Annotated in this window: 12 protein-coding genes; 5 read left to right on the top strand and 7 right to left on the bottom strand. The window is 69.6% G+C overall.

Annotated features, from left to right (window positions below):
* Nucleotides 1–324 precede the first annotated feature (324 nt).
* Both CO540_RS09095 and CO540_RS09090 read right to left on the bottom strand, forming a co-directional pair.
* The gene (locus CO540_RS09095) at nt 325–1,683 is read right to left on the bottom strand and encodes a hypothetical protein (RefSeq protein ID WP_157779089.1); all 1,359 of its coding nucleotides are present in this window, start codon (nt 1,681–1,683) and stop codon (nt 325–327) included.
* A 506-nt stretch (nt 1,684–2,189) separates the two neighbouring features.
* Nucleotides 2,190–6,551 (bottom strand): FG-GAP-like repeat-containing protein, encoded by a 4,362-nt coding sequence (locus CO540_RS09090; protein WP_172967816.1) that lies wholly within the window; start codon nt 6,549–6,551, stop codon nt 2,190–2,192.
* A gap of 423 nt (nt 6,552–6,974) precedes the next feature.
* On the opposite strand from CO540_RS09090, the gene CO540_RS09085 reads away from it, so the two are divergent.
* A complete protein-coding gene (locus tag CO540_RS09085; protein WP_253866566.1) occupies nt 6,975–13,343 on the top strand; it encodes an RHS repeat-associated core domain-containing protein in 6,369 nt (2,122 codons plus the stop codon).
* 148 nt (nt 13,344–13,491) lie between these two features.
* Complete coding sequence (locus CO540_RS09080; RefSeq protein ID WP_172967814.1) at nt 13,492–14,079, top strand: DUF4304 domain-containing protein; 588 nt, start codon at nt 13,492–13,494, stop codon at nt 14,077–14,079.
* A 43-nt stretch (nt 14,080–14,122) separates the two neighbouring features.
* Here the strand turns inward: CO540_RS09080 and glgB are convergent, their stop codons facing one another.
* From glgB to glgA, 4 genes are all read right to left on the bottom strand, one after another.
* Nucleotides 14,123–16,228, bottom strand: a complete 2,106-nt coding sequence (glgB, locus tag CO540_RS09075) for a 1,4-alpha-glucan branching protein GlgB (protein ID WP_099161684.1) — start codon at nt 16,226–16,228, stop codon at nt 14,123–14,125.
* On the bottom strand, nt 16,216–18,312 hold the full coding sequence (locus CO540_RS09070; protein ID WP_099161683.1) for an alpha-1,4-glucan--maltose-1-phosphate maltosyltransferase: 2,097 nt from the start codon (nt 18,310–18,312) through the stop codon (nt 16,216–16,218). The genes glgB and CO540_RS09070 overlap by 13 nt, the downstream gene beginning before the upstream one ends.
* Nucleotides 18,313–18,367: 55 nt before the next feature.
* Complete coding sequence (locus tag CO540_RS09065) at nt 18,368–19,117, bottom strand: class I SAM-dependent methyltransferase (protein ID WP_099161682.1); 750 nt, start codon at nt 19,115–19,117, stop codon at nt 18,368–18,370.
* A gap of 113 nt (nt 19,118–19,230) precedes the next feature.
* Nucleotides 19,231–20,424: a glycogen synthase gene (glgA, locus tag CO540_RS09060; protein WP_099161681.1), complete on the bottom strand. Its 1,194-nt coding sequence runs from the start codon at nt 20,422–20,424 to the stop codon at nt 19,231–19,233.
* A gap of 93 nt (nt 20,425–20,517) precedes the next feature.
* Between glgA and glgC the strand changes: the two genes are divergently transcribed.
* Together glgC and pgm are read left to right on the top strand one after the other, a co-directional pair.
* Nucleotides 20,518–21,750: a glucose-1-phosphate adenylyltransferase gene (gene glgC / locus CO540_RS09055; protein WP_099161680.1), complete on the top strand. Its 1,233-nt coding sequence runs from the start codon at nt 20,518–20,520 to the stop codon at nt 21,748–21,750.
* Nucleotides 21,751–21,783: 33 nt separating this feature from the next.
* The gene (pgm, locus tag CO540_RS09050) at nt 21,784–23,424 is read left to right on the top strand and encodes a phosphoglucomutase (alpha-D-glucose-1,6-bisphosphate-dependent) (protein ID WP_099161679.1); all 1,641 of its coding nucleotides are present in this window, start codon (nt 21,784–21,786) and stop codon (nt 23,422–23,424) included.
* A 4-nt stretch (nt 23,425–23,428) separates the two neighbouring features.
* Here the strand turns inward: pgm and CO540_RS09045 are convergent, their stop codons facing one another.
* Nucleotides 23,429–24,358 (bottom strand): NAD(+)/NADH kinase, encoded by a 930-nt coding sequence (locus CO540_RS09045; protein WP_091578530.1) that lies wholly within the window; start codon nt 24,356–24,358, stop codon nt 23,429–23,431.
* A gap of 416 nt (nt 24,359–24,774) precedes the next feature.
* Here CO540_RS09045 and CO540_RS09040 point away from each other — a divergent pair, with 416 nt between their 5' ends.
* A complete protein-coding gene (locus CO540_RS09040; RefSeq protein ID WP_099161678.1) occupies nt 24,775–25,692 on the top strand; it encodes an NAD(P)-dependent oxidoreductase in 918 nt (305 codons plus the stop codon).
* Nucleotides 25,693–25,754: the final 62 nt, after the last annotated feature.

Here is a 25,754-nt window from a genome sequence, read left to right as displayed (position 1 = left end):
GTCCGGGATCCGCGGTGGCCCTACGGGCTCGGGTTCCGCGGTGGTCCGTAGTGGTCCTCGGTGGCTTTCGCTGGGACGGGAGAGGCTCGCCGTGGTGGTGCCCGGACCGTGCTCTCCGCGAGCCGGCCACTGCTCGTCCGACCCACTTCATCCACCTATCGAGACCACCAATCCAAAACCCGGGAAGCCCCGAGATCTTGGTATGAAACGGCCCCCAGAGGGACCATTTCGTACCAAGATCTCAACCTCCGCCGCGTCGATCATGAGGTTGACGGCCTTGTGGATCTTCTGGAGTGCCGCCAACCTCATGATCGACGTCAGGGGTCAGCGGGTCGGCGGGGCGGATGCGGGGGTGACGGCGTCTGATCCGGGGTCGCCGGGGGCGCAGCCGGGGACGCGTGGGTCGGCGACCTGGTACACCTGGCCTGCCTGTCCCTGGCCCGCCTGTCCCTGGCCGGCCTGGTCCTTGTCGGTCGGGCTCTCGTCCGCCTGGTTCTGGTCGGCGCTCTGGTCCTGGCCCGGGACGAGACCGGCATCGGCACCCGGCTGCCCGCCCGCCGCGTTCCCGTCCTGGTCTCCGGCTGCGCCTGCCGCGTCTCCCGGGTTCTGGGCGGCTTCCTGGTCTGCGCCCTGGTCCTGACCCGCGCCCTGATCGCGGGCGGCCTGACGGGCGGCGCGGATCTGCTGGATCAGAGCGCGTAGCTGCTGGATCCGCGCCCGGATCTGCTGGATCCGCTGAGCCACCCGGTCACCGGCGTCGCCCGCCTGCTCACCGGCCGCGTCCTGCTGCCCGCCGGCACCCGCCTCGCCCTGCTGTCCGGCCCCGCCGGCCTGGTCGTTCGCGCCGGCCTGGGGGTCGTCCTGGGCCCTGCCGCCCTGGTCCGCGCCGCCCTGGTCCGCGCCGCCCTGGTCCGCGCCGCCCTGGTCCGCGTCGCCCTGTTGGGCGTTCTGTCCGGCGGCGGCCTGCTGCTTCTGCTGGCGTGCGGCCCGGACCGCCTGCACGATCCCGGCGATCTGGCCGATCAGCCCGCCGACCGCGTTGATGATGCCGGCGGCCCGTCCCGCGCCGCCCACCGCACCGGCACCTGGGCCTGCCGCGCCATTGCCGGCCGCGCCATTGCCGGCCGCGCCGTTATCGGCCGCGTTGGCGCCGTTGCCGGCGGCGCTGGCCTGTGCCTGCTGGGCGCCCCGCGCGATGCCCCGGATGCCGCCGAAGATGCCACCGAGCCGCTGGACCCGGGCCTGGGTCAGCTGCGGGTCGACCAGCTGCCCGGAGCGCTCGCCGCGCATCTGCTCGGTGACCGCCCACGCCCGGTCGAGTTCGATCGCCATGGCCTGCTCCCAGGGGACGCCCGGGCAGGCGGCGCCGGCCACCTCGACCGTTCCGGCGCAGCCGGCCGCGGCACGCCGTTGCCGGATCAGGTCGACCACCGCCAGCCGGTTGGCGATCCGGTCGGCCGAGTTGGCGTCCGGGTCGCGGCGCTGGTCCGCGATGAAGGTGAGGTTGTTGCGCAGCGCGCCGTCCAGGCCGGCGCAGTTCTCGGCCGCCTGGCCGGTGCCCGTGGCGACCGCGAACGCCGCCCCCGCCGTCAGCGCCAACGCCACCCCGCCGGCGATCTTCCGGTTGCGGGACGGGCCCGCCGTCGCCCTACGCCGCCTGGTTGTGCCCCTGCTCCACGCCATCGAAGCTCCTCCGCCTCGTCGTCACGGGTGTCCGGCATCCGTATGGGGATACGAGGAGTCGAGCCAGGCCGGTTCAGGCGGATGGGTCAGGGAGCGTTCGACCTCGACGCAGAGTGATGCGGGGAGCTGATTAGGCTGCTGAGAGTTGCGAGGCTCAGGGATAAGGGTGTCGGGGAGATAACCTCGCGTAGGCCTGATGACCCAGCGTCACATCCGGACCGAGGGTGTCCGTGACGTTGTCGCGCCAGGCATGCGCAGGACGGTAGAGCCAGCACCCCGTGCCACGACTCGTTCTCGACGTACATCTGTTGGGTTCTCGACGCCGGATGTCCACCGCCGCCTTGGAGACCCTCAAGGCCGCTGGAGTCAGATCCCGTGGATCAGTAGGAGGGTTGTTGCGCGCGGAGCACATGAACGACACGCGTATCGATGAGGTGCGTCTGGTGTACAGGACGCGGGGGTAGCCCCAAGGGCTACCCCCGCGTCCTCCCGTCAAGGGCGGTGCGTCAGAAGATCAGGTCAACGGCCGACCATTTTGCTCCGATGACCTTGTATCCGGATCTGAACCGTCCGATGCCGTTGCCCTCGTAGAGGTACAGGTCCTTGGTCGAGGCGTACCGGGCGATCACGTCCGCGTTGCCGTCCATGTTGATGTCACCCACCGAGAAGATCCGGTCGACGTAGGCCCAGTTGGAGCCGACGATGCTGTAGCCGGTGGCGATCCGCCCACTGCCGGTGCCGCGGTAGAGGTACAGGTCCTTGGTGGTGGCATGGCGCGCCATCACGTCGGTCTTGCCATCGCCGTCGAAGTCTCCCGGTGAGAAGATCGTGTCGAAGGCGGACCACTTCGATCCCACGATCGACACGGAGTCGGTGATGATGTGGCCCCGGCCGTCACCCTTGTACAGCCAGATGTCCTTCGTCGCGGTGTAGCGGGCCATCACGTCGGCCTTGCCGTCGCCGTCGAAGTCTCCCGGTGAGAAGACGGTGTCGAAGGCGGACCAGTTCGCCCCGATGATGGTCCATCCCTGGATGAATCCACCACGACCGTTGCCCCGGTAGAGGTAGAGATCCTTGGTGCTCTTGTGCCAGGCGATCACGTCGGAGTAGCCGTCGCCGTCGAAGTCACCGGGGGAGAAGGCCGCCTGGAAGTTGACCCAGTTGCCGCCGATGACCGTGGAGCCCGACTGGAAGCGACCGGCACCGTCACCCTTGTAGAGCAAGATGTCGTTGGTGGGCGTGTACCGAGCCATGACATCCGGGATTGAGTCACCGTCGAAGTCCCGGTTCGGTCCGGCCGGCTTCGCCTGCACGGGGCTGACGACCTGGTTCCACGCGAGCACCTCACTGAGTTGCCCGGAGAACCAACCGCCGGTGGCGGTCGCCGACGTCTTGTGCGCGCCCATCAGGAACGGTCCGGTCGCGTTCCAGGCACTGGTGTGGATGCCGACGCCCTTGTTGACGGCGCCCAGGTAGAGACCGAGACGCCCGTTCGCCCGCTCGTAGCTGACGGTGACGTGCGTCCACACCCCGAGTCGGGCGCTGTTCGCGCCCGCCGTGACCGTGTCCCAGACCGGGCTGGCCGCGTCGCTCTGAGGCATCGCCGCTCGCCAACTGTTGTCGGACGCATCGATCCAGAGCTTGAATCCGGCGGCGCTCGCTCCGCTCTGCGACACCACCGTGCCGCCCGCCGCGTTGGGCTTCACCCAGGCCGAGACTGTGAAGTCCGCATTCGTGGCGAAGGCCGAGCCAGTGGTGGCGAGCACGCTGCTGGTGCCGCCGAAGAGCACGCTGGGTTCGAAGAGGTCACCCGTCTGCCAACGCGCGGCACTTCCACTCGCGTCCAGGTTCCCGACCGCGTCCGCGGCCGCCGCCTCGTTCACGACCGGACCACTTTCCCCGTCGGCGAGCTGCCACGCGTGATTCGCGGTGATCAGGTTCTGCTTCGGCGCGGCCGAGATGACACCGCTTCCCGCGGTGGCGTTCAGGTTGGAGACCGTCCACGTGGTCACCTCGCTCTGCGCACCGACCGCCCACAGGTCGGGAATGCCGTCGGAGTTGATGTCGGACGCGCGGAGGACCAGCGGGACACCCGGGTTCCAGCTCGCACTGAGCTGGAAGGCGGTGTAGGTGAGCTGCTGCGTGTCCGGGTTCATGCTGAGGTTGGTCCACAGGTGAAGAGCGCCGGTGGACCGGTTGCGCAGGAACATCGCTGTGCCGTCCGGCATCTGGGCGGTCGCCAGCGTCCAGTTCTGCCAGTCGTCGCCACCGGAGGGGGTGAGAGCGGTCGTCCGGACGGTGCCGTAGTAACCGCCGATCATCGGAAAAGTAGCCGGATAGTAGGTCAGGTGGAACTTGTTGCCCGCGTCTCCGCTGATGCCGATCAGATCGGGAAAGGCGGAGTCGACGTGCCGGCTGTCGCCCGCGTTCGCCAGTTCCCGGGGTGAGTTCCCGAGTTCGTCGCGCAGCTGGTCGGAGACGACGCTGAACTGGTTGCCGCTTTCCTGAGGTCGGATGACCGAGCCGTCACCATTGGCGAGCAGCACGCCGGCACCGCCGGCGTTTGCGCCGGTGGGGTAGTAGACGAACAGGTCCTGCATGCCGGTGCCGCCGAAGCGACCGGTGATCACCTGGGCCCCGTCGAAGTCCTGGGGTGCGTTGTCCCCGGTGACACCGTTACCTCGGGCGCCGATGTTGGTGCCGATCCGGTCGATGCCGGTGCTGCCCTTGCCGTTGGCGAGCCAGAGGCCGGAGGGGATGTTGTTGGAGGCGCCGACGGTGAGCAGGTCCGCGACATCGTCCCCGGTGAGATCACCGTCGGTTGCGGTGGCGGCGGGGATCGCCATGAAGGTCTTGCTCGCGCTGTCGCCGAAGTTGCCGCCGGCCGAGCGTGCGGAAACGGTGACCGTGTTGGTGAAGCGGGTGGGCGAGATGGTGATGGTGGCGGCACCCGTGGCGTCGGCGTCGACCTCGACCGGCGCGGCGGCGTTGAGCTGGTAGACGTAGCTGCTCGGGACCGTGGTGCTGGTGCCCTTGGTGACGGTGAACGTCACCGGTTGCCCGATGGTCGCCCCGGCGGACGGCTCACCGACCACGGGCTGCCCCGGTCGGGTGGGGTCGAAGGTGAAGGTACAGGTGGTCGACCAGGCGCTGGGCGTGCGGAAGTCGGTGGTCTGGACCTTCCAGGACAGGCTCGTCATGGCGCCGTTGGCTGCCGTGCGGAGCTTGTCGACCGGTACGACCAGCACCGCGGTGCTGCCGGAACTGGACGTGAGGAGATTGGGGTCGGACGTGGCGATGGGCGTCTGGCTGGCGTCGCTGGTCTTCCAGAGTCTGAAGGTGGTGCCGAGAGTCCCGTTGTTGCGGTCGGAGACGGGGGCGTAGAGCGTGACGGTGCCGTCACCGACGGTGGAGCCGCCCGCACAGGCGGTCTTCGGGGAGGTGGTCAGTCCGGTGGGGGTGTTGGGTTTGTGGTTGTAGCGGATGGTGAGGGTGGGGCTGGTTTCGAGGAACTCTTTCCAGCTCTCGGGGTCGCTGGCCTCGTTGGCGGCGACCATCCAGAGGGTGCGGGTGGCTTTCTTGTTGGTGACGTCGGTGCGGATCTGGCCGGTGATGTCGAAGGACACGGCGTCGGCGTCGCAGCCGGAGTAGCCGTGGGCGAAGCTCTCCGAGGCGATGACGCTGCCCTTGCTGACGCCTTCCCAGTAGTTCCAGGTGGCGTTCGAGGAGGACAGGACCGTCGAGGGGCCGTAGACGTTGACGGTCTTGTCGTCGCAGGACCAGGACCGGGTGTTGGTGATCTTGAAGATGGCGTCGTAGATCTCGGCGTCGGTGAGAGTGCCGTAGGGGACGGGGAAGTTGATCAGCGTGTTGGAGCGCTGGCTTCCGGCGTTGCCGACCTGCATCCGCCCGATGAGGTCCGGTGTGGACTTCCAGTAGTTCGTGGACTGGTGCTGGTAGGAGATGGACGCCCAGCCGGACATCTTCGACCCGGCCGGTGTCCAGGAGAAGGCCGGATCCACGAAGACCGGGAACACGGTCTTCGGATCGGTCAGCATGGCCCGGTCCGGGGTCAGTCGCAGCTTGCCCGCACCGATGCTCACTCCGACCCGGGCGGTCCGTGCCGTCCGTCCCGGGGCGACGGTGCTGGACAGGGCGCCTCGCCCGGCGGTGCCCGACGCCGACGCGGGGGATGCGCTGGAGTCCCACATCGTCGGTGCGGGGGCGGTCAACACCGCCTGGCCGGCCCGGTCGCGTCCGGTGATGTTGCCCGCTGCGTCCGCGGCCAACGACACCCCCCGGCCCGACGTGGTCAGTTCCAGGGCGGCCAGACGCCTGTCCGACGCGGCCTGCCGGGTCTTCACCACGAACACGTGGGAGAACCCGCCCTCCGGACTCACCCGCACCGTCAGGTCGATCCCCGGCAACACCTCGGGATAGGTGGCCGTCGAACCCGACAGCACCGGTGCCGGCAGTGCCATCGGTGCGGAGAACGCCACCGCCCGATCGCCGCTGACCAACTCCGCCAAGGGGCCGGTGCCACCGGGCGACAGGCGTACCTGGTTCGTCGTCACCCGCGCCGACACGCCACCGTCGGCAGTGCGCACCAACGTCGGGTCCAGCGTCTGCCACCGGCCGTCCACACGCGCCCGCGTCGGTACCGCCGACTGCGTCAACTCCATCGAACCGTCCGGCAACACACTCAACCGCGAGGACGACGTACCCGCCGACGGCACCTCCACCGCCCGGCCAGACCGACGCGCCTGCGCCGCCGCCTGGGCAACCGAGAGATCTCCCTCGGCGACCTTCGTGCCCCCCGGACCAGTGGCCACGGCCGGAGGTGCGAGGACGGCTGGCGCGGTGGTCATGACCAGTCCCGCCAGTGCTACGGAGGCGGCCAACCGCCTCCGTCGTGAACTCGTGGATCTCGACAGCACCTGCTGACTCCCCGTATTCGTGGACTCGGACGCGGCCGCGCCCGATACGAGGGCACAGTGAAGCAGCCCAGCCATCCGGGGGAAACGCCTCCCGTCACAACTCATCGCCGGGTTTGTCGTCACTGCTGATCATTTGGTCGACGTCTGACGGGCATCGTTATGATCTCGTGATCTTCGATGGATGGGGACGTGAAAGATTGTTCGCGCCACGGGGGTGCGCGACCTGTCACCCTGCGTGGATTCTGCTGTCCGGTAGAGGTGAGGATGCGAATGGTCGAGCGCGGGGGTCCACGACTGTGGACTCGTCCTAGACGCCTGGTTGCGATGGTCGCTGCGGCGTCACTGGTAGGTGGCATGGTGGGAGTGCCGGCGTCGGCGAAGCCGAAGGCTGGCGAGCCGGCGAAGCCGCCGGCCGTGTCGCCGGGGCCTTCGGTCAAGGGCGTGAAGCCGTTGCCGACCCGGTTCGTCTCCCCGAAGGACACGGCAAGGACGACATACAAGCCGACACGGACGACCTGGCCGAGGGCAGCCTCGGTGGATCTGGACCTGACCGCGTCGGCGAGCACCGCACGGACGGCCGGCGGCCGGATGCGGGCGGGGGGAACGCCTGTGTGGGTCCAGCCGGTCGCGGCGAGGAACGCCCGGTCGACGGGCCCGAGCCGGTTGGCGGTGACCGTTGCCGACCGACGTGCGACGGAGGCGGCCGGCGTCGACGGTGTCCTGGTGTCGGTGCGGCCGGACGCGGGGGCCGGCGCGGTGCGCGTCGGCGTGGACTACGCGGCGTTCGCCGAGGCGTACGGCGGCAACTTCGGCTCCCGGTTGCGGTTGGTCACGCTGCCGGCCTGTGCGTTGACCACGCCGTCGGTGCCGAACTGCCGAACGGCGACGCCGCTGATGTCGACCAACGACCCGGCGGCACGGACCGTGTCGGCCGAGGTGTCGATGGCGGCCGCGGCCGGAATGACGGTGTTGGCGGCCACCGCCGAGGGCGGTGGCGCGGGAGGCACCTACGAGGCGACCGACCTGAAGCCGTCCGGATCCTGGGCCGGCGGCGGCAACACCGGCTCGTTCACCTACTCCTACCCGTTGACGGTGCCGCCGGCGGCCTCCGGCCTCGCGCCCACCGTGGCGTTGTCCTACGACTCGGGCAGCGTGGACGGTCAGACCGCCTCGACGAACGCGCAGGCATCCTGGGTCGGTGACGGATGGTCGACGCCGCGCTCGTTCGTGGAGCAGAGCTTCGCCTCCTGCATGGACGACCCGGGCGGCAGCGCATCACCGGTGAAGACGTACGACCACTGCTACGACGGGCCGATCCTGACCCTCGCGCTCAACGGATCGTCGACGTCGCTGGTCTGGGATGCGACGAAGAAGGTGTGGAAGCCGGAGTCCGACAACGGGGAGAAGGTCACCCACGTCGAGAACGCGAACAACGGCACCGGCACCTACAACACCGACTACTGGCGGGTGACGCTGCGCGACGGCACCACCTACGAGTTCGGCCGGAACCGGTTGCCCGGATGGGCGTCGAACAAGGCCGAGACGAACTCGGTGGACACCGTGCCGGTGTACTCGTCGCACTCGGGGGACCCCTGCTACAACGCGGCCGGGTTCTCGTCGTCGGTCTGCACCATGGCCTACCGGTGGAACCTGGACTACGTGTACGACGCCCACGGCAACGCGATGTCGTACTACTACAAGCAGGACACCAACTTCTACGGCCGCAACAAGGGCGCGACCGACGTCTCGTACGTGCGGGACAGCTACCTGTCGCGGATCGACTACGGGTTCACCGATGGCAACGCCTACGGCACGGCACCCAACCAGGTGGTGTTCAACACCGGTGACCGCTGTCTCTCCGGTACCTGCCAGCCGCTCAACGCGGCGAACAAGGCCAACTGGCCGGACGTGCCGTTCGACCTCATCTGCGCGTCGGGGGCGAACTGCGACGACTTCAGCCCGTCGTTCTTCTCCACGGTCCGGCTGACGTCGATCGAGGCGCGGCAGTACAACACCGCGACCTCGGCGTACGAGAAGGTCGACTCGTACGCGTTGGCGCAGTCGCTGCCGGCCACCGGCGACGCCACGTCGCCGACGTTGTGGCTGTCCTCGATCACCCGCACGGGCCACGACACGTCCGCCGGTGGATCCTCGGCGCCGATCACCCTGCCGTCGGTGTCGTTCACCGACATCAAGCTCGCCAACCGGGTCGACGTCACCGGTGGACTGCCGAACTTCTACCGCCGGCGGGTCGCCACGATCACCACCGAGACCGGGTCGGTGATCTCACCCAGCTACGAGCTGCCGGTGCCGTGCACGGCACCGGTGACGACTGATCCCGCAACGAACACCAGGTCCTGTTACCCGGTGTACTGGACCCCGGACGGTTTCACGAACCCGACCAAGGACTGGTTCAACAAGTGGGCGGTCACCCGGGTCACCAGCAGCGACCCGACCGGTGGTGCGCCGCTGACGGCGACCAGCTACGAGTACCTCGGCGGCGCGGCCTGGCATCACGACGACAACGAGGTCGTGAAGGCCAAGTACCGCACCTACGGCCAGTTCCGCGGTTACGCGAAGGTCCGGACGTTCAACGGTGACGGGGTCAACGACCGCCGCACCCAGTCCGAGACCGCCTACTACCGCGGCATGAGCAGGAACAACAACTCCACGGTGGTCAGCCTGACCGATTCCGCCGGCGGCACCCACGAGGACGTCGACGAACTCGCCGGCAAGGAACTCGAAACCACCGCCTACCTCGGCGAGAACGGGCGGGTGGACTCCTCGACCATCACCTCGTACTGGGTCTCCGGCGCGACCGCGACCCGTTCCCGCACCGGTCTGAGCGCGCTGGCCGCCAAGTGGGTGGAGCCGATCAAGACCTACACCCGCCAGGCGGTCACCAGCAGCGGCACGGTGACGTGGCGCTACACGGCGTCGGAGAACAGCTACGACGCCGACACCGCCAGCGCCACCTTCGGCGAAATGAAGAACACCTACACCTACACGGTGCCGACCAACGCCGCCTACGACCAGTGCACCACCTACACCTACGCGCCGGTCAACACCGGCAAGAACCTGGTCGGCCTGGTTGCCCAGACCGAAACGGTGTCGGTGGCGTGCGGCGGCTTCACCCAGGGCTCGCCGGCCTCGGAACCGGGCAGCGTCAACACGCTCTCCGCTCCGAGCACGGTCAGCCGACCGGCGCAGGTGGTCAAGGCCGAACGCACCTTCTACGACGACGACACCAACTTCAGCACCACTTTCCCGCAGACTGCCGCCCCGACCGAGGGCGACGTCACCATGACCCGGACCGCGACGGACTACACCTCCGGCGCCTACGTCTGGCAGACCGCGGGCCGGACGACCTACGACTCGTACGGCCGGGCCAAGGACTCGTTCGACGGCAAGGGCAACAAGTCGACCACCGCCTACACCATGAACGCGGTCAATCTCGTCACCGGTGTGACGACCACCAATGCCCTGCAACAGAGCGCGTCCACCACGGTGAACCCCCGTCGGGGAAGCACCCTGACCGCGACCGACGCCAACCTGGTGGTCACCCGACAGCAGTACGACGCGTTGGGGCGCAGCACCGCGGTGTGGTTGAACAACCGGGCCACCAGCACCGCGGCCAACCAGAAGTTCACCTACACGGTCTCGAAGACCGGCGTCAGCGCCGTCACCACCGAGAAGCTGAACAACTCCAACGGGTACCAGAAGACGGTGCTGCTCTACGACGCTCTGCTGCGGGAGCGTCAGACCCAGGCGGTCACTCCGCAGGGCGGCCGCATGATCTCGGACACCTTCTACGACACCCGGGGCTGGACCAGGGCGACGTACAACGGTTGGTGGGACGACGCCACCCTGCCGACCGTCGGCATGCCGGTGTCGGCGGCGGACCTCGGCAAGCAGGTGCCCAACCAGACGTCCAACACCTACGACGGTCTCGGCCGCGCGGTGATCGTCGAGGCCGCCAAGAACGGCCTGACCGTCTCCAAGACGACGACCGTCCACGGCGGCGACCGGACCACCGTCGTGCCGCCCACCGGCGGTGTCGTCAAGACGACCGTCACCGACCCGCTCGGCCGCAACACCGAGGTGCGCGAGTACTCGGCGAAGCCGACGGTGGCCACGCCGGCGGACACGTTCACCGGCACCTTCACCGTGACCGGCGGCACCACGACCGTCAGCAAGTACGGCTACGACGGTCACGGCAACCAGGCCACGTTGACCGACGCCAAGAACAACGTGTGGACCTCGACCTACGACCTGCTCGGTCAGGTGGTGGCCAAGGCCGACCCGGACGCCGGGAACAGCTCGATGGTCTACGACGCGAACGGCAACCTGACCCAGACCACCGACGGTCGGGGCAAGACGCTGTCGTACACCTACGACGCGCTGGACCGCAAGACCAGTGAGTTCGCCTCGTCGGTGACCAACCAGTCGGCAGCGAATCAGCGGGCGGCGTGGGTCTACGACAACAGCAACGCTGTCGCCGGCGTCACCAACGCCACCGGGAAGCTGACCACGACCGTCGCCTACCGCGACGGCCAGGCGTACACGAGCCAGCAGAAGGCCTTCGACGTCTTCGGCAACAGCCTCGGCGTCACGGTCACCATTCCGGACAGCGAAGGTGCGCTGGCCGGCTCGTACGTGTTCGGGCACACCTACACCTCGGTGCTGGGACTGCCCCTGATCGACAGCTACCCGGCCAAGGGCAGCCTGCCGTCGGAGATGGTGCTGCACGGCTACTCGGGCGTGCTCGACCTGCCGACCACACTGGCGGGAACGAACGCCTACGCCAGTGGGGTCACCTACGACGCGTGGGGGCGGGTCAACCAGCAGACGCTGGGCAGCACCACCAGTGCCGCCTACGTCACCAACACCTACGACACGCACAACGGTCGGCTGAAGAACCAGCTCGTCACCCGGAACAAGACCACGCCGAGCACCGTCGACGAGCAGGCCTACGAGTACGACCTGGCCGGCAACATCACCCGCAAGACCAGCAAGCGGTACGGGGCGAGCACCCCGGCCGAGACCCAGTGCTACGGCTACGACGGCCTCGCCCGACTCACCGAGGCGTGGACCGCCACCGACGACTGCGCCGCCACCCCGACCGACGCCAGCAAGGGCATGGTCGGGAACACCATCGGCGGCGGCAGCGCGTACTGGACGAGCTGGAGCATCGACGTCATCGGCAACCGGACCCAGCAGACCGAGCACGGTCTGGGGACGGCGGCCAACATCGTCACCGACTACACCTACGACGGCAACGGGCAGAACAAGCCCCACACCCTGACCTCGGCCACCACCAAGACGGGGACGACGACCACCAGCACCAGCTCGTACAGCTACGACGGCGCCGGCAACACCACCGGCCGCAACGCGGCCCAGGGGAACCAGACTCTCACCTGGGACGACGCGGGCAAGCTCAGCGGTGTCACTGGTGGCACGAGCGGCTCAAACGCCTTCATCTACGACGTTGACGGCAACCTGATGCTCCAGAAGGAGCCGGGCAAGAACACGCTCTACCTGCCCGGGCAGCAGCTCACCCTGAACACCGGCACCAACGCCGTCGACGGTGCTCGTTACTACGAGCTGCCGGGCGGCGGTAGCTGTGTCCGGACCGGCAGCAGCAGCGCTTACACGTTCGCCGTCTTCGACCACCAGGGCACGCCGTCGCTGTACCTGGACAACACGGCACAGAGTCCGACCTGGCGGCAGTACTCGCCGTACGGGGCTGCTCGGGGCGCTGCCGTCACGGCACCGGACAACCGAGGCTTCCTAAATAAGCCGATGACCCCCACAGGTTTGACAATTGTTGGGGCCCGCGCCTTGGACCCGGCGATTGGACAATTCGTGTCCGTTGATCCCCTTGTTGAGTGGGCTGAGCCGGCAACCTTTAATGCATACGGTTATGCCTACGGCAATCCCGCTACATATTCTGATCCTTCGGGCCTGCGGCCACCGGAATATAGTGCGGCAGAGTGGGCCAAGATCGAATATGAAAAGAAGAAAAAGAACAAAAATGATGACTGGATCAAATCCCAGCAGAACTATCGGCATAACGCTGCTCGGGATGCGGCGGCCGAACAGATTCGCGAACAAGTGCGAAAGATGGGCGGGGATCCGGACGACGTTGAGACGGAATACAGTATTCCCGGGGGGTGTAAGACGAAGTCGCATGGTGGTGAGTGTGGTCATGCAGGGAAAGCGGATATCGTCTATATTGACCGCAGGACGAGCACTATCTATGTCTGGGAGGTCAAGTTTGCCGGGACGGACGAAAAGGGTGACGGGCCGTTGAAGGCCGTTGTTGAAGTGCAAGGATATGTGACAGCACTCAAGAAGCGGCGAGAGTTTAAGAATGTCCGGGCAGGATTTGCAATGACCAACACGGTCTTCGCTCCAGTAAGGGGTGAGGTTGTCATTGCGGCCAACGGGCCCGGCCCCGGTGCGATCGTTTACGCGGTGTACCGCACTAAAAAGCCGGCTTCGGTGTGGGGTCAGCCTTCGCCGGCCGAGGCTCCAGCGACTGCCCCTGCCTACCAGCCTTGTGGTGGAATTCTGACGACCAGCAACTGTGGCTCGGGCTCGGGATCTTGGTCGCCGCTAGTACCTAAGGGCGGTCCTGGCAGAGTGCCGGTCCCGGCGAGACCGCTGCCTGTCCCGCGGCCCCCTGTTATGGTTTGCCCGACCATTCTGGTTTGTTTCTGATGGGATAGGTTAGAGCAGTGGTGCTTGCAGGCCCACGTTCGTGGTCGACCACGGTCGGCCGCGAACGTGGGCCTAGCGCAAATTCGAGCTCTCCCGATTGGTCTGGCGGTTTGTGCTGAGGGGGTCATGCATGAGGAATTCATCGCTGATGGAAGTTGTGAGCGCTCAAATGGAGGCCGTGTTAGTCCCTTACGGGTTTCAGGCGAACGGGCGGCTGTTTCGGCTTCGCTCCTCATTGGGAGATTGGCTCGTTGTCGATTTGCAGCCGTCGGACGGTTCAATCCCTGAGAGGCCAAGGTTCTTCATCAACGTTGGTTTCACGCTGTGGTCAAGATGGAGTTGGGATAGATCGTACTTCAATCTAGCGGAAGCGCCCAAGGTTGAGGAATGTATCTGGAAGACAAGAGTTCGGCCCGAGCCCGCAAATGGATCGTCGCGGTGGGAGATGAGACCTGGCCCGGCTGCCGAAGCTGTCCTGGAAGCCCTCGCGCGGGTGCTTGACCGGGAGGTTGGCGGGTTCGTTCGTCTGCTCGACCGCAGCTTCCTGCGCGATCTCGTTGACCAAGAACTGGGATTGGATTACGCAACTTGGCAAGTGAAGGCATGGCTGCTTGCTGAGGAAGGCAGAGTCGATGAACTCGAAGAATTTCTGAACTCTATGGAGGCTGAAGATGGGGACCCGCTCTTTGAGGCAATGCGAGAATTGGCATACTCGAAGGGCGATTCCTCCAGTTAGTTCCGAGTAGTTCCGGAGTTTGGTGGCAGCCAGGTTCAATAGTTCATCGTGCGTGCGTCAGCCAGAGCACGCCCAACGGCGGGACCCGCAGCGCGGCCGACGCCGGCATCCCGTGCCACGGCACGTTCTCCGCGTGCACCGCGCCCAGGTTGCCCACCCCGGACCCGCCGTAGTGGTGCGCGTCGGTGTTGAGCGCCTCGGTCCACGTCCCGCCGGCGGGCAGGCCGATCCGGTAGTCCTCCAGCGGCAGCGCGGAGAAGTTGGCCACGCAGACCAGGGTCTGGCCGTCCGGGGCGATCCGGATGAACGAGACCGCGTTGTTGGCCACGTCGTCCCCGGCGATCCAGCGGAAGCCGGCCGGGTCGGTGTCCTGCGCCCACAGCGCCGGCGTGGCCCGGTAGGCGCGGTTCAGGTCCGCGACCAGCCGCTGCACCCCGGCGCGCGCCGGGTCGTGCAGCAGGTACCAGTCGAGGCCGCGCTCCTCGCTCCACTCGCGGTCGTCGGCGAGCTCGCAGCCCATGAAGAGCAGCTGCTTGCCGGGGTGCGCCCACATGTACGCCAGCAGCGCCCGCACGTTCGCCAGCCGCTGCCAGGTGTCACCGGGCATCTTGCCGGTCAACGACCCCTTGCCGTGCACCACCTCGTCGTGGCTGATCGGCAGCACGTAGTTCTCGCTCCAGGCGTACGCCAGGGAGAACGTGAGCTGGTGGTGGTGGTGCTGCCGGTAGATCGGGTCCTTCGAGGTGTAGAGCAGGGTGTCGTGCATCCAGCCCATGTTCCACTTGAACCCGAACCCGAGCCCGCCGTCGGAGGTCGGCCTGGTGACGCCGGGCCAGGCGGTGGACTCCTCGGCGATCATGAGCACGCCCGGGTGGTGCCGGTAGACCGTGGCGTTGACCTCCTGGAGGAACGCGATGGCCTCCAGGTTCTCCCGGCCCCCGTGCACGTTCGGGGCCCACTGCCCCTCCTCGCGGGAGTAGTCGAGGTAGAGCATCGAGGCGACCGCGTCGACCCGGAGCCCGTCGACGTGGAACTCGTCGAGCCAGTAGAGCGCGTTGGCGACCAGGAAGTTGCGCACCTCGTTGCGACCGAAGTCGAAGACGTACGTACCCCAGTCGGGGTGTTCGCCGCGGCGCGGGTCGGGGTGCTCGTAGAGCGGGGTGCCGTCGAAGCGGGCCAGGGCCCACTCGTCCTTGGGGAAGTGCGCCGGCACCCAGTCGAGGATCACCCCGATGCCGGCGGCGTGCAGCCGGTCGACCAGGTGGCGGAAGTCGTCCGGGTCGCCGAACCGGGCGGTGGGCGCGTAGTAGCCGGTGACCTGGTAGCCCCACGAGCCGCCGAACGGATGCTCCATCACCGGCAGGAACTCCACGTGGGTGAAGCCCGTCTCGAGCACGTACGCGGTGAGCTGCTCGGCCAGCTCCCGGTAGTTCAGGCCGGGGCGCCAGGAGCCCAGGTGCACCTCGTACACGCTCATCGGCTCCTGGTGCGGCTGCCGCCTCGCCCGCCGCTCCAGCCAGTCGGCGTCGTTCCACTCGTACCGTGACTCGTGCACCACCGACGCGGTGGCCGGCGGCACCTCGGTGCGGGCGGCCATCGGGTCGGCCTTGTCCCGCCACCGGCCGTCGGCGCCGAGCACCCGGTACTTGTACCGGCTGCCGGCCGGCATGCCGGGCACGAAGATCTCCCACACGCCGCTGGAGCCGAGCGAGCGCATCGGCCAGCCGTCGTCCGCGCCCCAGCCGGTGACGTCGCCGACGAGCCGCACGCCGCGGGCGTTGGGCGCCCAGACGGTGAACGCCACGCCCTCGTCGAAGACCCGCGCGCCGAGCGCCGCCCAGAGCCGCTCGTGCCGCCCCTCGCCGATCAGGTGCAGGTCCAGCTCGCCGAGCGTGGGCGGATACCGGTACGGGTCGTCGTGCGTGGTGCCGTCGACCTCGACCCGGTAGTCGAGCACCTCGCCGGGCAGCACCGCCTCGAAGACGCCGACGTCGTGCACCCGCTTGGTCGGGTGCCGATCGCCGTCGACGAGCACCGTCACCTCGCCCGCGCCCCGGCGCAGCGTCCGGATCGTGGTGTTCCCGTCGGCCGGGTGCGCGCCGAGCACGGCGTGCGGGTCGTGTATCTCGCCGGCGATCAGCTGGTCCATCGTGCGTCGTCCTTGTCGGCGGGTGCGGTCGGGGCGGTGCCGCCGGAGAGGTCGGCGGGTACGTCTTCGACGGTCAGGTCCGGCGCGGCCGGGTGCTCCGGCTCGGCGGCGGCCGGTGGCGCCGGGCGGCGCACGGTGAGCACGTGCGCCGGTTGCAGGTACGGGTCGAGGCGCACCGCGTTGCGCTGCCCCCAGTCGTACCCGGTGCCGGTCAGCTCGTCGTGCACGGTGAACCGCTCGTGCCAGTCGAAGCCGAGCGCCGGCATGTCGAGCGTGGTGTTGCCCCACTGCACGGTGCGGGAGTCGAACGAGCAGACCACGATCACCGTGTTGCCGCTCTCCGGGTCGTGCTTGGACCAGCACAGCAGCGCCGGGTTGTCGATGTCGTGGAAGCGCAGGTTGCGCAGCTGGTGCAGGGCGGGGTTGTCCCGGCGGACCCGGTTGAGCGTGCTGATGAACGGCGCCAGCGACCGCCCCTGCGCCAGCGCGCCGTCCCAGTCCCGGGGCCGCAGCTCGTACTTCTCGTTGTCCAGGTACTCCTCGGCGCCGGGGCGGGCGACGTGCTCGAACAGCTCGAACCCGGCGTACATGCCCCAGGAGGGGGAGAGCAGCGCGGCCAGCACCGCCCGGATCTTGAACATCGGCGGGCCGCCGTGCTGCAACGACGAGTGCAGGATGTCCGGCGTGTTGGGCCAGAAGTTCGGGCGCATCCAGTCGGCGGAGGCGACCAGCTCCTCGCAGTACTCCCGCATCTCGGCCGCCGTCGTGCGCCAGGTGAAGTAGGTGTACGACTGGGTGAAGCCGATCTTGCCGAGCCCGTGCATGATCGCCGGCCGGGTGAACGCCTCGGCGAGGAACAGCACGTCCGGGTCGACGCTCTTGACCTCGGCGATGAGCCAGTGCCAGAAGTCGAACGGCTTGGTGTGCGGGTTGTCGACCCGGAAGATCTTCACGCCCTCGCCGACCCAGTGCAGCACCACCCGCAGCACCGCGGCCCGGATGCCCTCGGGGTCGTTGTCGAAGTTCAGCGGATAGATGTCCTGGTATTTCTTCGGCGGGTTCTCCGCGTAGGCGATGCTGCCGTCGGCCCGGGTGGTGAACCACTCCGGGTGCTCGGTGACCCACGGGTGGTCCGGCGCGCACTGCAACGCCAGGTCCATCGCCACCTCCAGGCCCTGCTCGGCGGCGGCCGCGACGAAGGCGCGGAAGTCCGCCGGCGTACCCAGGTCGGGGTGGATGGCGTCGTGGCCGCCCTCGGCCGCGCCGATCGCCCACGGCGAGCCGACGTCGTCCGGCCCGGCGGTGAGCGCGTTGTTGCGGCCCTTGCGGTTGACCCGGCCGATCGGGTGGATCGGCGGCAGGTAGAGCACGTCGAAGCCCATCGCCGCGACGCCGGGCAGGCGGTCGACGGCGGTGGCGAACGTGCCGGAGCGGGCGGGCGCGTCGACGGTGGCCGGGATCGCGCCCTCCGAGCGGGGGAAGAACTCGTACCAGGCGGAGAAGAGCGCCCGCGGCCGGTCCACCCAGAGCGTGCGCTCGTCGCCGGTGGTGACCAGCTCGCGGACCGGGTGCTCCCAGAGCAGGTCGGCCAGGTCGAGCGCCGGGCTCACCCGCCGCGGCAGCTCCAGGTCTTCGTCACGCAGCGTCGTCACGGCTTCGCGTACGCGGTCCCGGTCGGCCTTCGGCACCAGGTCGAGCGCGGCGGTGAGCACGCGTACGCCCTCGGCCAGGTCGTTGGCCAGCTCGGCCGCGCCCTGGCCGGCGGCCAGCTTCTTGGTGACCGCGTTCTGCCAGGTCAGGTAGGGATCCTGAAACGCCTCCACGGTGAACCGCCACTCGCCCACAGCGTCCGGGCGGATGGTGGCGTGCCACCGGTCCTGGCCCGGCTCGCCGGGCCGCATCCGGGTGAACGGGCGGGCCGCGCCGTCCGGGCCGCGCCACACCACGTTGCAGCCCAGCGCGTCGTGGCCCTCGCGGTAGGCCCGGGCCGACACCGGCACCAGCTCACCGACCACCGCCTTGGCCGGGTAGCGACCGCAGGAGACGACGGGGGAGACGTCTTCGATCGGGAACCGTCCAGTCACCCGCTCAACCTACTGCGCGAGATCCTCTCGCGCTCGGCTGCACCCGCGATGCACCTCATCGCGCGGCTGATCCACGCGGCTGTTCCGCGCGGCGCGCGACGAAGACGAACTCCCGGCCGGGGCGGTCGGACGCGTCCCGTACGTCGAGCACCCGGTAGCCTGCGGCGGCCAGGCTCGCCTCGACCTCGTCGCGGTCGCGGAACCGCAGCGTGGATTCCGACGTGAGGGTCACGCCGTCGGTGAGAAACCGGTACGTGCACCGGAAGGACACCAGCGGCAGGTCGACCGCGGTGACCTCGAGACGCTGTTCCACCGGCCCGACGCCCGGCACGTCCCGGGTGACGGGCGCGGTGTCCGCCCACTCCTCCCAGGCGCGGCGCCCCGGGCGGCGGGTCTCGAACACGAGGTGACCGCCGGGGCGCAGCGCGGCGTGCACGCCCCGCAGGGTCCGCTCCCAGTCGTCGTCGGTGCGGAAGACCTGCGCCACGTTCCCGGTCATCGTGGCCAGGTCGGCGCGCAGCGGCGGCAGCGTGGTGGCGTCGCCGTGGATCCAGCGGACCCGGTCCGCGCCGTCCTTCGCCCGCGCGACGTCCAGCGACGCCTCGGCCGGGTCGACGCCCACGACGGTACGGCCGTGCCGGGCGAGCAGGAGGGCCAGGTTCCCGGTGCCGCACCCCAGGTCGAGCACCACGCGGGCGTCCAGCTCGTCGGCGATCGCGAGGTACGCGTCCAGGTCGTCCCGGTCGCCGTCGAACGCGTCGTAGACCGACGCGAGCCGAGGATGGGCGAAGATCGCATCCGGCATCCGGCGACTGTATCCGCCGCGGGCCGCGACCGGGCGACGTCTGCGGCGTGCCGCTGGCGGGCTGTTAAGAAGGGGCCCTTCCTCTACCGCAGGCGTTAAGAAGGGGCCCTTCCTTACGCCCCCACCGAGCGGTACACCTCCAGGGTCTGCCGGGCGACCGCGTCCCAGGAGAAGTGCTCGACCGCCCGCCGCCGCCCCGCCGCGCCGAACGCCGCGATCCGGTCCGGGTCGGCCAGCAGCTCGTTCATCCGCGCCGCCAGGTCGGCCACGAAGCGCTCCGGGTCCAGCGGGGTGCCGGAGCCGTCGCCGGCCTGCTCGATCGGCACCAGCAGCCCGGTCTCGCCGTCCGCGACCACCTCCGGGATGCCGCCGGTGGCGGTGGCCACCACTGCCGTCTCGCAGGCCATCGCCTCCAGGTTGACGATGCCCATCGGCTCGTAGACGGACGGGCAGACGAAGATCGTGGCGTGGGTGAGCACCTGGATCACCTCGTGCTTGGGCAGCATGGCCGCCACCCAGACCACCCCCGAGCGCGTCGCCCGCAGCTCGGCGGCCAGCTCCTCGACCTCGGCGCCGATCTCCGGCGTGTCCGGCGCGCCGGCCAGCAGCACCAGCTGCGTGTCGGCGGGCAGCTCCCGGGCCGCCCGCAGCAGGTACGGCAGGCCTTTCTGCCGGGTGATCCGCCCGACGTAGACCACGCTGGGCCGCCCCGGGTCGATGCCGAGCCGGTCGAGCACGTCCGTGCCGTGGTCCGGGGCGTACTGCGCGGTGTCGATGCCGTTGTAGACCACCCGCACCCGGTCCGGGTTCACCGCCGGGTAGGCGGTGAGCACGTCGCGCCGCATCCCCTCACTCACCGCGACGATCGCGTCGGCGGCCTCGAACGCGGTCCGCTCGCACCAGGACGACAGCGCGTACCCGCCGCCGAGCTGCTCGGCCTTCCACGGGCGCAGCGGCTCCAGGCTGTGCGCGGTCACCACGTGCGGCACCCCGTGCAGCAGCTTGGCGGTGTGTCCGGCCAGGTTGGCGTACCAGGTGTGGCTGTGCACCACGTCGGTGCCGGCGGCCCCGGCGGCCATCTCCAGGTCGACACCCATGACGCGCAGCGCCGCGTTCGCGCCGGCCAGCGCGGCCGGCTCGGCGTACGCGGTGACGCCCGCCTCGTCCCGCGGCGCGCCGAAGCAGTGCACCCGCACGTCGGCGAGTCGGCGCAGCTCGCGGGCCAGGTATTCCACGTGCACCCCGGCCCCGCCGTACACCTCCGGCGGGTACTCGCGGGTGAGCAGGTCGACGCGCATCGGTGCCATGCCCGCACCCTAGTGCAGAGCGCCGGATCGCACCCGGTGCGTAAGTGTGCCGTCCGAGTGGTGAAGTCGCGGCGGGGTGGATAGCGTCTGAGCATGGCTGCCAAGGTGCTCGCGATCGTCCTGGCCGGCGGGGAGGGCAAGCGCCTGATGCCCCTGACCACCGACCGGGCGAAGCCGGCCGTCCCCTTCGGCGGGATGTACCGCATGGTCGACTTCGTCCTCTCCAACCTGGCGAACGCCGGCTTTCTCAAGATCGTCGTGCTGACCCAGTACAAGTCCCACTCGCTGGACCGTCACATCACCAAGACCTGGCGGATGTCGACGCTGCTCGGCAACTACGTCACCCCGGTGCCCGCCCAGCAGCGGCGCGGCCCGTGGTGGTTCGCCGGCTCGGCCGACGCCATCTACCAGAGCTTCAACCTGATCAACGACGAGCAGCCCGACCACGTGATCGTCTTCGGCGCCGACCACATCTACCGGATGGACCCCCGGCAGATGGTGGAGGACCACATCGCCTCCGGCGCCGGGGTGACCGTGGCCGGCATCCGCCAGCCGCTGTCGATGGCCGACCAGTTCGGCGTGATCGAGGTCGGCGAGGACGGCCGGCGGATCCGGGCGTTCCGCGAGAAGCCCACCGACGCGGTCGGGCTGCCCGACGCGCCGGACCAGATCTACGCCTCGATGGGCAACTACGTCTTCTCCACCCGGGCGCTCTGCGAGGCCGTCGAACGCGACGCGGAGGACAAGACCAGCAAGCACGACATGGGCGGCAGCATCATCCCGATGCTGGTCGAGCGGGGCGAGGCCAACGTCTACGACTTCAAGGACAACGAGGTGCCGGGCAGCACCGACCGGGACCGCGGCTACTGGCGCGACGTGGGGACGCTCGACTCGTTCTACGACGCGCACATGGACCTGATCAACGTGCACCCGGTGTTCAACCTCTACAACTTCGAGTGGCCGATCTACACCGAGCAGCCGCCGTACCCGCCGGCCAAGTTCGTGCACGCCTGGGGCGAGCGGGTCGGCCGGGCGGTCAGCTCGATGGTCTCGCCCGGCTCGGTGATCTCCGGCTCGCTGGTGGAGAACTCGATCGTGTCGCCGAAGGTGAAGGTCCACTCCTGGGCGCACGTGGACGGCGCCGTCCTGATGGAGGGTGTCGAGATCGGCCGGCACGCGGTCGTCCGCCGCGCGATCCTGGACAAGAACGTCTACGTTCCGGAAGGCGCCGAGATCGGCGTCGACCTGGAGAAGGACCGCCAGCGCTACACCGTGTCCGACAACGGCATCGTCGTCATCGGCAAGGGTCAGCGCGTCGAGCCCTGACCCGTCCCACCGGTCCCCGAGGAGGATCCCGTCGTGCCCCACCCCCGTGCCGGCCAGCCCGCCGAGCCCGCCGACCTGGTCGACGTGCCCCGGCTGGTCACCGCCTACTACGCCGAGCACCCCGACCCGAGCGACCCGGCGCAGCAGGTCTCCTTCGGCACGTCCGGGCACCGCGGGTCCAGCCTGCGCAACGCGTTCAACTCCGACCACATCCTCGCCGTGACCCAGGCGCTCTGCGACTACCGCCGGGAGCAGGGCCTGACCGGCCCGCTGTTCCTCGCCCGCGACACCCACGCGCTCTCCGCGCCCGCCGAGGCCGACGCGCTGGAGGTGCTCGCCGCCAACGAGGTCACCGTGCTGCGCGACAGCCGGGACGGCTACACGCCCACCCCGGCCCTGTCGCACGCCATCCTCACCCACAACCGGGGCCGCACCTCGGCGCTCGCCGACGGCATCGTCATCACCCCGTCGCACAACCCGCCGTCCGACGGCGGCTTCAAGTACAACCCCACCAACGGCGGCCCCGCCGACACCGACGTCACGAAGTGGATCCAGGACCGCGCGAACGCCATCCTCGCCGCCGGGCTCAAGGAGGTGAAGCGCATCCCGTACGCGCGGGCCCGCGCCGCCGACACCACCGGGGAGTACGACTTCCTCGCCCGCTACGTCGACGACCTGCCCGCCGCGCTGGACATCGACGCGATCCGGGACGCGGGGGTGCGCATCGGCGCCGACCCGATGGGCGGGGCGAGCGTCGCGTACTGGGGGGAGATCGCCGAGCGGCACCGCCTCGACCTCACCGTGATCAACCCGACCGTGGACCCCACCTGGCGGTTCATGACGCTGGACGGCGACGGCAAGATCCGGATGGACTGCTCGTCGCCGAACGCGATGGCCTCGCTGATCGCCGCCCGCGACCGGTTCGCGGTCTCCACCGGCAACGACGCCGACGCCGACCGGCACGGCATCGTCACCCCGGACGGCGGGCTGATGAACCCCAACCACTACCTGGCGGTGGCGATCGGCCACCTGTTCCGTACCCGCGAGCAGTGGGGCCCGGCCGCGGCGGTGGGCAAGACGCTGGTCTCCTCCTCGATGATCGACCGGGTCGCGGCCGACCTGGGCCGGCCGCTGCTGGAGGTGCCGGTCGGCTTCAAGTGGTTCGTGCCCGGGCTGCTCGACGGCGCGGTCGGCTTCGGCGGCGAGGAGAGCGCCGGCGCGTCCTTCCTGCGCCGCGACGGCAGCACCTGGACCACCGACAAGGACGGCATCCTGCTCTGCCTGCTCGCCGCCGAGATCATCGCCACCACCGGGCGGACCCCGAGCGAGCACTGGGCCGACCTGGCCGACCGCTTCGGCGCCCCCGCGTACGCCCGGATCGACGCCCCGGCGGGCCGCGAGGAGAAGGCCGTCCTGGCCAAGCTCTCGCCGGAGCAGGTCACCGCCACCGAACTGGCCGGCGAGCCGATCACCGCCGTCCTCACCACCGCGCCCGGCAACGGCGCCGCGATCGGCGGCCTGAAGGTGACCACCGAGTCGGGCTGGTTCGCCGCCCGACCGTCGGGCACCGAGGACGTCTACAAGATCTACGCCGAGTCGTTCCAGGGCCCGGAGCACCTGGCCCGGATCCAGGAGGAGGCCAAGTCGCTGGTCGACGGCGTGCTCGGCGCCTGAGACGTCACCGGGGCGGGGGCAGCTCCCGGCGGTTGAGCTGCTCCCGCAACCCGTCCGGCAGCAGCTCGCGGAGCTGGTCGGGCAGCAGCGGCAGGTCAAGCAGGCTCAGTTTGAGCTGATTGCGCTCCTGGTAGCGGCGTGGGTCGAGGCGGACCACCCGACCGGCGTCCGGGACGTACCGGACGTGCACCGAACCCTCGGTCGCCGCCTCGCGGATCAGCAGCCCGTCCATCTCCACCGCCACCGGCGCCGAGTCCGGGCGCAGCTCCAGGTGCACGCTCTCGTGCGGCGACAGCAGCACCGAGCGGGAGATCCCCGCCATCGGGGCCGACGGCGTCACCACCAGCGCCTCCGTCGCCGGCGAGATCAACGGCCCGCCGGCGGCGTAGCTGTACGCGGTCGAGCCGGTCGGCGTGCTCACCACCAGCGCGTCGCACCGGTAGTAGCCGTACCGCTGGCCGTCCACCGCCAGGGTGGCCGTGACGAAACCGGCGCCGGGCTGGCGGACCAGCGCGATGTCGTTGAACGCCACCACGTCGTCGCCGCACACGTCGCAGGCCAGGCAGGCGTGCGACTCGATGGTGAAGTCGCGCGCGACCAGCCGTTCCAGCGCCCGGGGCAGGTCCGGCGGCTCCACCTCGACCAGGAAGCCCACCCGTCCCAGGTGCACCCCGAGCACCGGCTTCGGGTCGCGGACGGCCATCCGCAGCGCGCCCAGCATGGTGCCGTCGCCGCCGATGCTGATCAGCGCGTCGCAGTGGTCGGCCAGGTCGCAGGCGGGCACCGCCTCCACCGAGGTCGGCACGCGGTGCCGGTCCTCGCAGCGGACGGCCAGGGTCTTGCCGTGCTGCGCCGCCCAGCGCGCGATCGTCCCCACCACCTCGGAGACGTCCCGGGTGGGGTGCAGCACCAGCCCGAACACATAGCCCGCCATCGGTACAGCTCACCACAGCGGCGGGCGGGCCGTCGGGCATACCGGAAGCTGAGGAGCCGCCCTGGCCGGGGCGGCTGCCGGAGTGGGGTCACGGTGCCGGCCGCGGAGGCACCCGACGGGACGACGCCGGTGGCCGTGCCGGTCGGGAGGACGACCGGGCATCCGAAGCTTTGCGCAACTTAGTCGGCTTTCTTCCGTTAGCCATGGCACCGGCCGGGAAACGGCCGGCGTTGCGTCGCAGCCCGATCCGTAAGAGGAGGCACCATGCACGTGGTGGTCATGGTGCGTGGCGTCGCTGCCCGCCCGCGGCCGTGCGCCATCACACCGCCGGAGCCGCCGGCGGCGCCGGGGATCGCTGCGCCGACCGGCGACCGCCTCGGGCCGCCTCAGCGGGCCGTGACCATTGGCGCCCCGGCATGAGCAGAGTCCTAATCTTCGGTGCCTCGGGCTTTCTTGGCCGCCATGTGAGCGGGACCCTGGCCCCGGAGGCGACGCTGATCCGCCCGCCCCGGTCGGACTGCGATCTTGTCAAGGTGACCCTGCCGCAGCTGGCCGACCTGATCCGGACGGCCAGGCCCACGGCCGTGGTCAACTGCACCGGACGGGTCGGTGGCACCGACCACGAGATGGTCCAGGCGCACACCCTGGTGACGGCCAAGCTGATCGAGGCGATCGGGCTGGCGGCGCCCCGAGCCCGGCTGGTGCGCATCGGCTCGGCCGCCGAGTACGGGCCGACGCCGGCCGGACATCCGGTTCGGGAGACCGACCCGGTCGATCCGGTGGACGGATACGGCCTGAGTCACCTGACCGCCACCGGACTGGTGGAGTTGGCGGTCAGGTCCGGCCGGTTGGACGGAGTGGTGCTGCGGGTCTTCAACGCCGTGGGGCCCGGTCTGTCCGGGGCGAGCCTGCTGGGTCGCGCCGCCCGGCTGATCGCGACCGCGCTGATGCGGGGCCTGGACACCGTCGTGGTCGATCCGCTCAGCGCGTATCGCGACCTGGTCGACGTGCGCGACGTGGCGCTCGCGGTCCGCGCCGCCGTGCGGCGCCCGTTGCTGACCGTGCCGGTGCTGAACATCGGGAGCGGGAACGCCGTGCAGGTCCGGGAGGCCGTGCGGGCGCTCGCTGCGGTGGCCGGGTTCTCCGGCACACTCACGGAGGCCGGCGCCGGTGGGCCGTCGGCCCGGACCGTGAGGATGCCGTGGAGTTGCGCGGACGTCTCGCTCGCCGGGTCGGAACTCGGCTGGGCTCCGTCGTACGACCTGAACGACACGGTGAAGGCCCTCTACCGAGACGTCGACGGCACGGCTGAGGTCTCGTTGCCGAAGAAGTGAACGTGTGTCGCGTGGTCGTCGGCTTCGGAGGCGTCAACGGTGCGCTCGCCGTGCTACCGGAA

Source organism: Micromonospora sp. WMMA2032, from assembly GCF_002688545.1.
Lineage (GTDB): Bacteria > Actinomycetota > Actinomycetes > Mycobacteriales > Micromonosporaceae > Micromonospora > Micromonospora sediminicola.
Note: the sequence above shows the minus strand (reverse complement) of the source record. Positions and strands in the feature narration are given on the sequence as shown.